8 protein-coding genes are annotated in these 13,382 nt (G+C 70.6%); 6 read left to right on the plus strand and 2 right to left on the minus strand.

Translation table 11 applies throughout. From position 1 onward, the window contains the following. Positions 1-7: 7 nt before the first annotated feature. Positions 8-592 (minus strand): biotin transporter BioY, encoded by a 585-nt coding sequence (locus tag ACZ7LS_RS03290; RefSeq protein ID WP_382529755.1) that lies wholly within the window; start codon positions 590-592, stop codon positions 8-10. A 304-nt stretch (positions 593-896) separates the two neighbouring features. On the opposite strand from ACZ7LS_RS03290, the gene ACZ7LS_RS03295 reads away from it, so the two are divergent. Beyond that, positions 897-1,538 carry a superoxide dismutase gene (locus ACZ7LS_RS03295; protein WP_382529752.1) on the plus strand — a complete coding sequence of 214 codons (642 nt, stop codon included), beginning with the start codon at positions 897-899 and terminating at the stop codon, positions 1,536-1,538. Between the two features lie 160 nt (positions 1,539-1,698). On the opposite strand, the gene ACZ7LS_RS03300 is transcribed toward ACZ7LS_RS03295, so the two are convergent. Then, a complete protein-coding gene (locus ACZ7LS_RS03300) occupies positions 1,699-2,322 on the minus strand; it encodes a mycothiol-dependent nitroreductase Rv2466c family protein (protein WP_382529750.1) in 624 nt (207 codons plus the stop codon). A gap of 150 nt (positions 2,323-2,472) precedes the next feature. Between ACZ7LS_RS03300 and pepN the strand changes: the two genes are divergently transcribed. The 5 genes from pepN to ACZ7LS_RS03325 all read left to right on the plus strand — a co-directional run bounded on the left by pepN (position 2,473) and on the right by ACZ7LS_RS03325 (position 13,212). Then, complete coding sequence (pepN, locus tag ACZ7LS_RS03305) at positions 2,473-5,109, plus strand: aminopeptidase N (protein WP_385136461.1); 2,637 nt, start codon at positions 2,473-2,475, stop codon at positions 5,107-5,109. A gap of 166 nt (positions 5,110-5,275) precedes the next feature. Continuing rightward, positions 5,276-6,397, plus strand: a complete 1,122-nt coding sequence (locus tag ACZ7LS_RS03310) for a hypothetical protein (RefSeq protein WP_385136464.1) — start codon at positions 5,276-5,278, stop codon at positions 6,395-6,397. 286 nt (positions 6,398-6,683) lie between these two features. Further along, positions 6,684-9,995: a S8 family serine peptidase gene (locus tag ACZ7LS_RS03315; RefSeq protein ID WP_382529741.1), complete on the plus strand. Its 3,312-nt coding sequence runs from the start codon at positions 6,684-6,686 to the stop codon at positions 9,993-9,995. Positions 9,996-10,205: 210 nt separating this feature from the next. Next, positions 10,206-11,234 (plus strand): aspartate-semialdehyde dehydrogenase, encoded by a 1,029-nt coding sequence (locus ACZ7LS_RS03320; RefSeq protein ID WP_382674306.1) that lies wholly within the window; start codon positions 10,206-10,208, stop codon positions 11,232-11,234. Between the two features lie 229 nt (positions 11,235-11,463). Beyond that, positions 11,464-13,212, plus strand: a complete 1,749-nt coding sequence (locus ACZ7LS_RS03325; RefSeq protein ID WP_385136468.1) for a polymer-forming cytoskeletal protein — start codon at positions 11,464-11,466, stop codon at positions 13,210-13,212. Positions 13,213-13,382: the final 170 nt, after the last annotated feature.

A 13,382-nucleotide genomic window follows, 5' to 3' on the forward strand; every position in this document is an offset into this window, starting at 1 on the left:
GGGGATATCAGCCGCGGCGGCCGGCGAGCTTCCACGCGGCGGGCAGCGCGCCCATCGCCAGGGCCGCCTTGAGCGCGTCCCCGAGCAGGAAGGGCACCAGACCGGCGCTGACGGCGGCACTCAGTGACATGCCGGTGTACAGCGCCAGGTAGGGCACGCCCACCGCGTAGATGAGCGCCGAGCCGAGCACCATCGTCCCGGCCGTACGCGGTACGGAGCGGTCGCCGCCGCGGCGGGCCAGCGCGCCCACCACCGTGGCGGCGAGCAGCATGCCGAGGACATAGCCGAAGGAGGCGAAGCCCAGACCCGAGCGGCCCTCCGCGAACCACGGCATCCCGGCCATGCCGACCACGGCGTAGAGCGCGAGGGAGAGGAAGCCGCGGCGGGCGCCCAGGGCGGTCCCGACGAGCAGCGCGGCGAAGGTCTGGCCGGTGACCGGTACGGGGGAGCCCGGGACCGGGACGGCTATCTGCGCCGCCACTCCGGTGAGCACCGCTCCCCCGACGACCAGGGCGATGTCCCGGGTGCGGGTGGCGGGGAGCAGATCGGCGAGTACCGCTCCGGTACGGGGGGCGGCGGCAGCAGTGCTCATGGGGTCTCCGCGGTCGTGGGGCGCCGGTCTTCCGACGTCGGGTTACGGGCTTCTGTGTCAGGTGTCGAACAGCCCGACGGTAGCCGACGGCCCCGCGCCGCATCACCGTCAGTCGCCCACAAAGGGGACGTCGGCGCGTTGTCGGAGATGGCACAAAGTGCCGCTCCGGACGTCGCGCGCCGCGGCACGGGTGCGGCCCGGACGGCACGGAGGACCTAGGACCACGGGCTGATCAGCACCCGGCCATGTTGCTGTTAGCGTGCACTTGCATAGGATGTGCAATAAGAGGCCGGAGGGTTTGACCATGGCGGTATACACGCTTCCTGAACTTCCGTACGACTACGCGGCGCTCGAACCGGTCATCAATCCGCAGATCATCGAGCTGCACCACGACAAGCACCACGCGGCCTACGTCAAGGGCGCCAACGACACCCTCGATCAGCTCGCGGAGGCGCGCGACAAGGAGTCCTGGGGAGCGGTCAACGGGCTGGAGAAGAGCCTCGCGTTCCATCTCTCCGGCCATATCCTCCACTCGATCTACTGGCACAACATGACCGGTGACGGGGGCGGCGAGCCGCTCGCCGCGGACGGCGTCGGCGACCTGGCGGACGCGATCGCCGAGTCCTTCGGCTCCTTCGCCGGCTTCAAGTCCCAGCTGACCAAGGCCGCCGCGACCACCCAGGGTTCGGGCTGGGGCGTGCTCGCGTACGAGCCGGTCAGCGGCCGGCTGATCGTCGAGCAGGTCTACGACCACCAGGGCAATGTCGGCCAGGGCTCGGTGCCCGTCCTGGTCTTCGACGCCTGGGAGCACGCCTTCTACCTCCAGTACAAGAACCAGAAGGTGGACTTCATCGAGGCCATGTGGCGCGTCGTCAACTGGCAGGACGTGGCGAAGCGTTACGCGGCAGCCAAGGAGCGCGCCAACAACCTGCTGCTCGCCCCGTAGCCCCGGCGGGCCGGCGGGCCCGGCCCACGGGCGTACGCGTCCTGCTCGTGATCGTCTTCTCACCTTTCACGTGCGGGCGGAATGAGGAAGGACCCCCGCGAGGACGTGACTCGCGGGGGTCCTTCTGTGACAACGGGCAGCTGGCAATGACAGACAAAGGTCAGTCGAAGACGGGGCCCTGCGTCCTCGTCCTCTTGATCTCGTAGAAGCCCGGGATCGACGCGACCATCAGCGTGCCGTCCCAGAGCTTCGCGGCCTCCTCGCCCTTGGGGGCCGGGGTGACGACCGGGCCGAAGAAGGCGATCTGCTCGCCGTCCGCGCCGGGGACGGCGATGACCGGCGTGCCGACCTCCTGGCCGACCTTGTCGATGCCCTCCTTGTGGGAGGCGCGCAGCTCCTTGTCATAGGTGTCGGTATCGGCGTAGTCGATCAGATCGGCGGGCAGGTCCACGTCCGCCAGGGCGGCGGCGATCGCCTCGCGGGTCGCACCCTCGCCCTGGTTGTGGATACGGGTGCCGAGCGCGGTGTACAGCGGTCCCACGACCTTGTCACCGTGCTTCTGCTGGGCGGCGATGACCACACGGACCGGGGCCCAGGCCTTCGCGAGGCCCTCGCGGTACTCCTCGGGGATGTCCTTGTCCTCATTGAGGACGGCCAGGCTCATCACATGCCAGCGGACCTCGATATCGCGGACCTTCTCCACTTCGAGGACCCAGCGGGAGGTCATCCAGGCCCAGGGGCACAGCGGGTCGAACCAGAAGTCGACGGGGGTCTTCTCGGACATGTCTCTCCTCATGAAACGGCTGCGGACGCACCTGGCAACAGGAACGCCACGGGCCGCCGGGAGCATTCCCGTGTGCGGCGCGTCGGTGACGCGTGCAAGGATCGTCGCTGTTTCGGACGAGCCACGAAGGCGAGCCACAAAGGAGTGACCGTGCCCGGTGAGAACCTGTCCCGCGAAGAGGCCCGCGAGCGGGCCGACCTGCTGACCGTAGACGGGTACGAGGTGGACCTCGACCTGCGCTCGGCGGTCGGCGAGGTGCCGGGCCCGGGCGAACCGGGCGCGGAGGCACCGGGCGGAGAGGCACCGGACAGCCCGCCGCGTACCTTCCGCTCCGTGACGACGATCCGGTTCCGCTGCGCCGAGCCGGGGGCCGCCACCTTCGCCGATCTGATCGCCCCGGGCGTGACCGCCGTGACGCTGAACGGGACGGAGCTGGACCCGGCCACCGTCTTCGACGGCTCGCGGATCGCGCTGGACGGCCTGCTGGCGGAGAACGTACTGGTGGTGGACGCGCGGTGCGCGTACAGCCGCACCGGCGAGGGCATGCACCGCTTCGTCGACCCGGAGGACGGCGAGGTCTATCTCTACACGCAGTACGAGCCGGCCGACGCGCGCCGCGTCTTCGCCAACTTCGAGCAGCCCGACCTCAAGGCCCCGTACCGCTTCCGGGTGACCGCGCCCGAGGGCTGGACCGCGTGGAGCAACGGCGAGGGCACGCTCGTCGACGGGGTCTGGCACTTCGCGGAGACGAAGCCGATCTCGACGTACATCACGGCGGTTCTGGCCGGTCCGTACCACTATGTGACCGATTCCTACCGCCGTACGTTCGACGACGGCACGGTTCTGGAGATCCCGCTCGGCGCGATGTGCCGCAAGGGACTCGCCCGGCACTTCGACGCGGACGACATCTTCCTGATCACCAAGCAGGGCCTGGACTTCTTCCACGACCACTTCGACTACCCGTATCCGTTCGGGAAGTACGACCAGGCGTTCGTGCCCGAGTACAACCTCGGCGCGATGGAGAACCCGGGTCTGGTGACGTTCCGCGAGGAGTACATCTTCCGGGGCCAGGTGACCCAGGCGTCGTACGAGCGCCGGGCGAACACCACCCTGCACGAGATGGCGCACATGTGGTTCGGCGATCTGGTGACCATGCGGTGGTGGGACGACCTGTGGCTGAAGGAGTCGTTCGCCGACTTCATGGGCACGTTCGCGCAGGTGGGGGCGACCCGCTTCACCCACGCCTGGACGACCTTCGCCAACAACCGCAAGGCGTGGGCGTACCGCGCGGACCAGCTGCCGTCCACCCATCCGATCACGGCCGACATCCGTGATCTGGAGGACGCCAAGCTGAACTTCGACGGCATCACCTACGCCAAGGGCGCGTCGGTGCTGAAGCAACTGGTGGCGTACGTCGGCCAGGACGCCTTCCTGGAGGGTGCCAGGCGCTACTTCAAGCGGAACGCGTACGGCAACACGCGGCTGGCCGATCTGCTCTCCGTGCTGGAGGAGACGTCCGGGCGCGACCTGACGGGCTGGTCCCGGTCGTGGCTGGAAACCGCCGGGCTCAACTCCCTCACCCCACAGGTGATCTTCGACGCCGAGGGGCGGATCACCGAGCTGGCCGTGGTGCAGGACGCGGCGGAGTCGCATCCGGAACTCCGGCCGCACCGCGTCGCCATCGGGCTCTACCGGCGTACGCCGGAGGGCGAGCTCGTACGGTTCGCCCGTACCGAGACGGATGTGGCCGGGCCGCGTACGGTCGTCACCGAACTGGCGGGCGCCGAGCGGCCGGAGCTGATCCTCGTCAACGACGACGATCTGACGTACTGCAAGATCCGCTTCGACGCGGGCTCGCTCGACACCCTGCGCGCGCATCTCGGGGACCTGTCCGACCCGCTCGCCCGCGCCCTGTGCTGGTCCGCGCTCTGGAACCTGACGCGCGACGGGCTCATGCCGGCCCGGGACTTCATCGGTCTGGTGCTCACCCACGCGGGCCGCGAGACGAGCATCGGCGTGCTCCAGATGCTGCACGCCTGGGCCGAGTCGGCGCTCACGCACTACGCGGCGCGCGCGTGGCGCGAGGAGGGCGGGCGGCTGCTGGCCGAGGGCGCGCTGCGCGAGCTGCGGCTCTCCGAGCCGGCAAGCGAGCACCAGCTGACCTGGGCCCGCTTCTTCGCCGCCGTCGCCGCGTCCGACGCGGACTTCCAGCTGCTGCGCGGGCTGCTGGACGGCACGGCGAAGATCGACGGTCTCGATGTCGACCAGGAGCTGCGCTGGGCCTTCCTGGGGCCGCTGGCCGCGCACGGGCGGGCCGACGAGTCCGTCATCGACGCCGAACTGGCCCGGGACGACACGGCGTCGGGCAAGCGCCACCAGGTGCGCTGTCTCGCGGCCCGGCCGTCGGCCGCCGTCAAGGCACAGGCATGGGCGCAGGTCGTCGAGTCCGACGCGCTGTCGAACGCGCTGGCCGAGGCGACGATCGCCGGTTTCTCCCAGCCGGGCCAGCGGGAGTTGCTCGCGCCGTACGCCGCGAAGTACTTCGAGGTGATCGAGCGGGTGTGGGCCGAGCGCTCGATCCAGATCGGCATGGATGTGGTGCGCGGGCTGTTCCCGGGCCTCCAGGGAGACCGCGGGACCCTGGACGCGGCGACGGCCTGGCTGGACACGCACCCGGACGCGGCCCCCGCCCTGCGCAGGCTGGTGCTGGAGGCGACGGACGATCTGGCGCGCGCGCTGCGCGGTCAGGAGTGCGACGCGGCGTGCGGTACGGCGGCGGCCGGCTGACGGCGGGCTGACGGCGGGCTGACGGCGGGCTGACGGCATATGAGCGTATGGGCGGGCCCCTGATCGGCAGTCGAACGCCCTTACTTTAGGACGATCTTGTCCGGTTTTGCCGACAAACGGGTAACAGGGGTTAGAGGGGCGCCTGAGTAGGGGGAGACACCGGGACATGAACAACAACACCCCGGTCTCCCCCCGCCCCCTCAGCCACCTCTCCGATGACGCCCGGAGTCGTGTGCTCTCGCTCGCGCAGCTGCGTGAGCGCGGTGTCCCCGGTGGCCGGGCCACCGCCCAGTGCCGGCCCGGCGGCCCCTGGCAGCAACCGCTGCCGGGGGTCTTCCTGTTGCACGCCGGGCCGCCGACCGCCGATGAGCGGCTCCGGGCGGTACTGCTGTACGCGGGGCGGCCGAGCGCGGAGAGCTCCCGGGGTGTGCCGGCCCAGCCCACCTCCGCGTCCTCGCCATCGTCCACGTCCACGTCCGGGTCCGGGTCCGGGTCCGCGGCTTCCGGGTCCCCGTACGGCGCGGTGATGATCACGGGGCCGGCGGCGCTGGCGCTGTACGGCTTCACGTCCACTCCCCCGCTGCTCTCCCTGGACCGGATCGATGTGCTCGTACCGCGCACCCGTCGGCTGCGGTCCACGGGGTACGCACGGCTGATCCGGGCCCACTCCCTGCCGTGCCCCGAGCTGATCGACGCAATGCCGGTGGCGCCCGTGGGGCGTGCGCTGGCCGACGCGGTGGCGGAACTGTCCGACGCGGACGCCGTCGTCGCGCTGCTGACCGAGGCGGTCCGCGCCGGCCACTGCGAACCGGCCCTGGTGGTGAGAGAGCTGAACCAGTCCGGGCTGCTGGCGCGGAGACATGTGGTGGAGGCGGTGGACACCCTGCTCGCCGAGGGGCGGACGCTGGCCGAGGGCCGGCTGTACGAACTGGTGCGGGTGTACGGGCTCCAGGACCCGCTGTGGAACGTGGATCTGCGGCTGCCCGGCGGGCCGTACCTGGGCGGCGTGGACGCCTACTGGCCGGATCAGGCGGTCGCCGTCGAACTGGACACCAGGGCACCGAGGCCGGGCGGCCGGGACGAGGACCGGACGGACGACGAGGACGAGTTGTGGGCGGCGGCCGTCCGCAAGCGCGAGCATCTGGAGCGGCTCGGGATCACGGTCGTCCATCTCACGCCCAGGAAGCTGCGGGAGGCGCCGGAACAGCAGGCGACGGTGGTCCGTACGGCCCTGATGGCGGCGAACGACCGGGATCCGGCCGCACAGGTGGTCATCCTGCCGAGGTGAACGGCGCGGCGAGGGGCGGGCGCGCGGTGACCGGAGCCGGCGCCCGGCCGCCCGCCCCCGCCCATGGCCCTCCGCCCCCGGCGCGGCGCCGGCCCGACCGGCCCGGCTCCCCGGTATCGGCACGGATTTCGCACCATTGGTCCCCTGTGGCGCAGACGCACCACTGGCGGGTGTCCGCCATGACTGAAACTCGCCCCTGACAACCCTCCACAAAACCCTGTCACTTACGAAAAGCTGAGCGGTCATCCGGTACCGAATTCCGGACTGTCTCTTTCACGACGCAGGGATGCTGATGACCTCCGAATCCGAGAGCTCCATATCCGGGGCGAGACGCGTGGCCAGGGTCGCGGCGGCCGCCGGTCTGGTGGCCGCGCTGATAGCCACCGGCGCGGTGCCCGCCTTCTCCGCGACGGGCGCCGATGACCCGGCCGCCCCCGTCAAGTCGTCCTCCGGTTCCGACGCCTCCGACAAGCTCGGGGCGGCCGACGCCGGCCTGCTCGCCAAGGCGAAGGCCAAGGGCGAGAAGAACATCACCATGATGGTCGCCACCGCACCGGGGGCGACCGAGCAGGTCGCCGGTCAACTGGACGCCGTCGCGGGCGCCGTGGTCGGCAAGACGAACGACAAGCTCGGCTACGTACGGGCCACGCTCCCCACCGCCAAGGCGGACGCCGCGATCCGGGCGGCCCAGAAGCTCTCCTCCGTCCACGGCATCGATCTCAACCAGGAGATCGCGCTGGACGACCCGAGGCCCGCCGCGGACACGACGAAGGCCGCGAAGGGCGCGAGCGGTTCGGCCGCCAAGAAGTACCCGGCGCCGAGCAGCGAGACCCCGGCGAAGAACCCGTACAACCCGTCCTTCGAGACCGGTGCGGTGGACTTCGTCAAGAAGAACCCGAAGGCCGACGGCCGCGGTGTCACCATCGGCATCCTGGACTCGGGTGTCGACCTGGGCCACCCCGCGCTCCAGAAGACCACCACAGGCGAGCGCAAGATCGTCGACTGGGTGACCGCCACGGACCCGGTGTCCGACGGCGACGGCACCTGGCGCCGGATGGACACCGCGGTGTCGGGTCCGTCCTTCACCGCCGACGGCCGTACGTGGAAGGCCCCGGCGGGCTCGTTCAAGTACCGCGCCTTCCGCGAGGACGCCACCCTGGGCGGCGAGATGGCGGGCGACCTCAACCGTGACGGTGACACCACCGACAGCTGGGGCGTGCTCTACGACCCGGCCAAGGGGACCGTACGCGTCGACCTGAACAACGACGGCAACTTCACGAACGACACCGCCATGAAGCCGTACAAGAACGGCTTCCAGATCGGTTACTTCGGCAAGGACGACCCGGCCACCTCGGTGGTCGAGCGCATCCCGTTCGTGGTCGAGATCCGCAAGGACGTCGTCTACAACGCGCAGGGCGCGAAGTCCGACTTCGTCAACATCGGTGTCATCGAGGGCGCGCACGGCTCGCACGTCGCCGGGATCACCGCCGCCAACGGTCTGTTCGGCGGCAAGATGAACGGCGCCGCCCCCGGCGCCAAGCTGGTGTCCTCGCGCGCCTGCTCCTGGAGCGGCGGCTGCACCAGCGTCGCGCTGACCGAGGGCATGATCGACCTCGTCGCCAACCGCGGCGTGGACATCGTCAACATGTCGATCGGCGGTCTGCCGCCGCTCAACGACGGCAACAACGCCCGCGCCCAGCTGTACACGCGGCTCATCGACACGTACGGCGTGCAGATCGTGATCTCGGCCGGCAACGACGGCCCGGGTACCAACACCATCAGTGACCCGGCCCTGGCCGACAAGGTCATCTCCGTCGCCGCGTCGATCTCCAAGGAGACCTGGGCCGCCAACTACGGCTCCGGTGTGACGACGAAGTACAGCCTGCTGCCGTTCTCGGCCCGCGGCCCCCGCGAGGACGGCGGCTTCACGCCGACCCTCACCGCTCCGGGCGCGGCCATCAACAGCACCCAGACCTGGGCCCCCGGCGGCCCGGTCGCCGAGGCGGGCTACCAGCTGCCGCCCGGCTACTCCATGCTCCAGGGCACCTCAATGGCGTCCCCGCAGGCCGCGGGCGCGAGCGCGCTGCTGCTCTCCGCCGCCAAGCAGAAGCGGATCAGCCTCACCCCCGCCACCCTGCGGACGGCGCTCACCAGCAGCGCCACCAAGATCCCCGGTCTCCAGGCGCATGAGCAGGGTGCCGGTCTGATCGACGTCGAGGGTGCGTGGAAGTCCATCCAGAAGGGCGCCACCGCTCACGAGTACACCGTCAAGGCGCCGGTCGACACGGCCCTCGACCAGCTGCTGAAGACGCCGGGCTTCGGCACCGGTCTGTACGACCGCGAGGGCGGTCTGAAGGCCGGCAAGAGCCGGACGTACGACATCACCCTCACCCGGACCACCGGCGCCAAGGGCGCGCTGGAGCACCGGCTGAAGTGGAAGTACGACGACAAGACCTTCCGGCTGCTCGGCAGCGACCGGATCAAGCTGCCGCTGAACCAGCCGGTGACCGTGACCGTGCAGGCCAGGCCCGGTTCCGCCGGGGTGCACAGCGCGATCCTTGAGATCGACGACCGTCGTACGGAGGGCGTGGACAAGCAGGTCCTCACCACCGTGGTCGTCTCGAAGGAGCTGGCCAAGCCCGCGTACGCGTTCTCGGCGTCGGGCTCGGTGCAGCGCAACGCGTCGAAGTCGTACTTCGTGACGGTGCCCGAGGGCGCGAAGACCCTGGAGGTGGCGCTCGGCGGACTGGCCAAGGACAGCCAGACCCGGTTCATCGCCATCAGCCCGTACGGCGTGCAGATGGAGAACAGCTCGACGATCTTCTGCTACCCGAACTACCCGAACCCGGCGAACACCTGCCGCCCGGATGTGCGGTCGTACCAGGACCCGCAGCCCGGCGTCTGGGAGATCGAGGTCGAGTCGCGCCGTACGTCGCCGCTGCTCGACAACACGTACACGCTGGACACGACGCTGATGGGCACGGTCTTCGACCCGGCGGTCACCACGATCCCCGAGGCGAAGATCGGCACCCCTGCCCCGGTGTCCTGGAAGGTCACCAACGGCTACGCGGCCCTCGACGGCACGCTCGGCGGCGGCTCGCTGGGCTCGGCGAAGGTCACCCGTCCGACGATCGCGGACGGCGAGCAGCAGGTGACGACCGTCACCATCGGTGCGGGCGTCGAGCGGCTCGACGTGGCGATCGGCGGCACCAGCGACACGGGCGCCGACCTCGACCTCTTCGTCGAGAAGGACGGCCGGACCCTCGGCCAGTCCACGTCGGCCGGCTCGGCGGAGTCCGTCAGCCTGGCCAACCCGGCGGCCGGTACGTACACGATCACCGTCGACGCCTACGCGGTCCCGGCCGGGTCCACGGCGTACGACTACCGCGACGTGTACTACTCGGCCTCGCTCGGCTCGGTGGAGGCGGACGGTCCCGTCAAGCTCGCCAGCGGTGCTTCGGCGCAGGTCGCGGCCGAGGTGCTGGTGAAGAGCGCGGCCCCGGCGGGCCGGCAGTTCTTCGGTGAGGTCCAGCTGCTCAACACGCGCGGCACGGCCGCGGGCACCGGCAGTGTGATCATCGAGAGCGTCACCCCGTAACGGGACGTACCGTAAGAAGCCGAGAGGCAGCACCAGGGGGCGGGCGTCCGTACGCGGGCGCCCGCCCTTTCTGCCCGCCTCTCCCGTGTCCTCCGCCCGTACGCCCCGTCTTGTCCGCCCCCTGGACAATGGATTGGACAAGCCTCCCCGGGACAGACGCATGATGAAGCGGGACATGTGCCCGGGACAGTCGCGAATGAAGGAGCCCCAGTGAAGGTCGGAATCGTCGGAGCCACCGGTCAGGTCGGCACAGTCATGCGCAGGGTCCTGGCCGAGCGGAGCTTCCCGGTCACCGAGCTGCGGCTCTTCGCCTCCGCGCGGTCCGCGGGGTCCGTCGTCGAGTGGCAGGGCACGCCGATCACGATCGAGGACGCGTCCACCGCCGACTACGCCGGGCTCGACATCGTGCTCTTCTCCGCCGGCGGCGCCACCTCGAAGGCGCTCGCGGAGAAGGTCGCGGGCCAGGGCGCCGTGGTGATCGACAACTCCTCCGCCTGGCGGCGTGACCCCGAGGTCCCGCTGGTCGTCTCCGAGGTCAACCCGCACGCGATCAGGAACCGGCCCAAGGGCATCATCGCCAACCCGAACTGCACCACGATGGCCGCCATGCCCGTGCTGCGCCCGCTGCACGCCGAGGCCGGGCTGACCGCGCTGGTCGCCACCACCTACCAGGCCGTGTCCGGCTCGGGGCTCTCCGGTGTGGCCGAGCTGCACGGCCAGGCGCAGAAGGTCATCGCCGAGGCCGACCGGCTCACCCACGACGGCGGGGCCGTCGACTTCCCCGAGCCCGCCGTCTACCAGCGCCCCATCGCCTTCAACGTGCTCCCGCTCGCGGGCTCCGTCGTGGACGACGGCTCCTTCGAGACCGACGAGGAGCAGAAGCTCCGCAACGAGTCCCGCAAGATCCTGGAGATCCCGGAGCTGAAGGTCTCCGGGACCTGCGTCCGGGTGCCGGTCTTCACCGGCCACTCTCTCCAGGTCAACGCCCGCTTCACCCGCCCGGTCAGCGTGGAGCGCGCCTACGAGCTGCTGAGGGACGCGCCCGGGGTGGAGCTGTCCGAGATCCCGACGCCCCTCCAGGCGGCCGGCAAGGACGCCTCGTACGTCGGCCGGATCCGGAACGACGAGACCGCGGAGAACGGTCTGGCGCTGTTCCTCTCCAACGACAACCTGCGCAAGGGCGCGGCGCTCAACGCCGTCCAGATCGCGGAGCTGGTCGCGGCCGAGCTGAAGGGCTGACGCTCCGCTCGCACCGGCGGACGGACGGGGCGGGGCGGGGCCGTGCCTTGACGGCCTTGCACCGGAACGTCGGTAAATCCCCCTGTTTCGGCCAGCGTAGGACTGGTTCGCGCCGGTTACGGCGCCTCGGGGTTCATGGGCGGTCCGGCGGGACAGCCGTATGGACCATACGGGGGCCGGCCCGTGCGCTCGGGCGCGCCCGCAGCCGAATCCAGGGGGGTTTTCAGCGGTGGCCTTTCTTGTGTACGACATCCTCACCGACCCGGCTCCGCTCCAGGTGTCGGAGGCGGGCGGCACGTCCAGGGGGACGGTCTACATCGTCGTCTCCAATCCGAAGGACCAGGACATGGCCTGGGTCTCCCTCACGGTGCGGGTGCCCTTCGGGCAGCAGGAGGACGCCCTGACGCCCGATCCGAAGGCGATCACGGCCCGGGTCCTGCCGGACAAGGCGCGGAAGCCGGGGGAAGAGCCGCTGACCGACTGGGACCCCGCGACGGGCGTCTTCATCGTGACCCCCCAGCCCACCACCTACTTCGGGGCGAGCGGTTCCATGATCCTGGCGCTGGAGGGCTTCCCGGTCTCCAGCACGCCGGGGCCGGTCCTGCTGCGGGTGACGGAGACGGTGTGGAACGGCCCCTGGAAGCAGGACTCCCCCGTGACGCTGAGCCTGCTGAAGCAGGCTCCCAGGGCGCCGCGCAACTTCCGTCCGAAGCAGTCCCTGGTGGCCGACGGCACGAGCGTCGTCCTGTGGTGGGAGGGATCCGCTGCCTTCACCTACCGGATCCACGGACCGGACGGCCCCTCGAAGAACGCCCCGCACAAGTCCGGGACCGGCTGGGAGTGGACGCCCGCGGCGGGCGAGGAGCCGAAGCGGGACGCGACCTACACCCTGACAGCCGCCTCGTCACCGCAGCAGCAGCCGCCGGAGCACATCCTCACCACCACCGTCCACCTGCGCGGTCCCGAGTTCGAGAGCGTCACCGCCACCGGCGGGCTCCACACCCCGTGGGCCGAGGGCACCACGGACAAGGGGCGGATCACCTTCACCGCACAGGGCGCGCGGATCCACAACGACTCCCACGCGCCCGGCACGGTCACGGCCGGCACCGTCACCGCCGACAAGGTCAGCGCCGCGAACGGCGTGAACACCCCGTGGGTCGGCGACCGCGACGGCGGCAAGGGCTGGGCCGAGTTCCCGCAGTCCGGTGTGAACGTACGCAAGGACGGAAAGCAGGCCTGGGGCACCGTCGCCGGCGACAAGGCCGATATGAACGGCATCAACACCGCGTGGGTGCAGGGCCGCACGGCCGACGACGGATGGATCTCCTTCCCGTCCGCCGGGCTGAACGTGTACCAGGGCGCCGGAAACCATCAGTGGGGAACCGTCGCGGCCGCCAAGGCGGACCTGGACGACCTGGTCACCCGCCGCGCCCAGGTCAAGGAGCGCCTCACCCTCCAGGGCGGGCTGACCGTCGACAACGTGCTGGAGACCCAGGACGGTCCGCCCCGCCTGGTCGTCCACGGCCGGCTGGACGCCGCCGGGGAGGTGAACGCCGCCGGGAACGTCGTCGCCGGGGGTGACCTCACCGTCAACGGCGATCTGCGGCCGATGCGGAACCTGGAGGTCGGCGGCGCCGTCCACGCGGGCGATCTGACGGTCAGGGACAAGCTGACCACCGAGGACAGCCAGTCCGGTCTCGTCGTCCACGGGGAGTCGCAGTTCGAGGGGCGTGTGAACGCCAACGGGCATCTGTCCGTCCGCAACGGCGGCGACTGGATCCTGCACACCAACGACGACAAGATATCGGTCAACGGCGGCCTGCGCGTCCAGGAGGATTCGCTGTTCATCGGGAAGGTGAACGCCAACGGGCGCCTGTCGGTCCGCAACGGGACCGACTGGCTCGTGCACGTCAACGACGACCAGGTGGCGATCCAGGGCAGCCTGCGCGTCCACGGCGCGTTCCGCTCCGACAGCTGAACCGGCCCGTGCCCGGCGGCCGTCCCGCCGGGCACGGGCTCCGGCGGGGGGCCGGGGAGGCGGGGCGGCGACGCGGCACCGAGCCAGACAGGCAGCCGAAGCGAACCCCCGAATAGAAGCAAACAGAACACAACGCCAAGAAAGGCAACAGCCCCACCCCAAGATCAGTA

The sequence above is a fragment of the Streptomyces sp. NPDC039430 genome (assembly GCF_055639435.1).

Bases quoted from the DNA above. Each gene is read 5' to 3' on its own strand.
- ACZ7LS_RS03290 (WP_382529755.1), bottom strand. From the start codon at position 592: ATGAGCACTGCTGCCGCCGCCCCCCGTACCGGAGCGGTACTCGCCGAT.
- ACZ7LS_RS03295 (WP_382529752.1), top strand. From the start codon at position 897: ATGGCGGTATACACGCTTCCTGAACTTCCGTACGACTACGCGGCGCTC.
- ACZ7LS_RS03300 (WP_382529750.1), bottom strand. From the start codon at position 2,322: ATGTCCGAGAAGACCCCCGTCGACTTCTGGTTCGACCCGCTGTGCCCC.
- ACZ7LS_RS03310 (WP_385136464.1), top strand. From the start codon at position 5,276: ATGAACAACAACACCCCGGTCTCCCCCCGCCCCCTCAGCCACCTCTCC.
- ACZ7LS_RS03315 (WP_382529741.1), top strand. From the start codon at position 6,684: ATGCTGATGACCTCCGAATCCGAGAGCTCCATATCCGGGGCGAGACGC.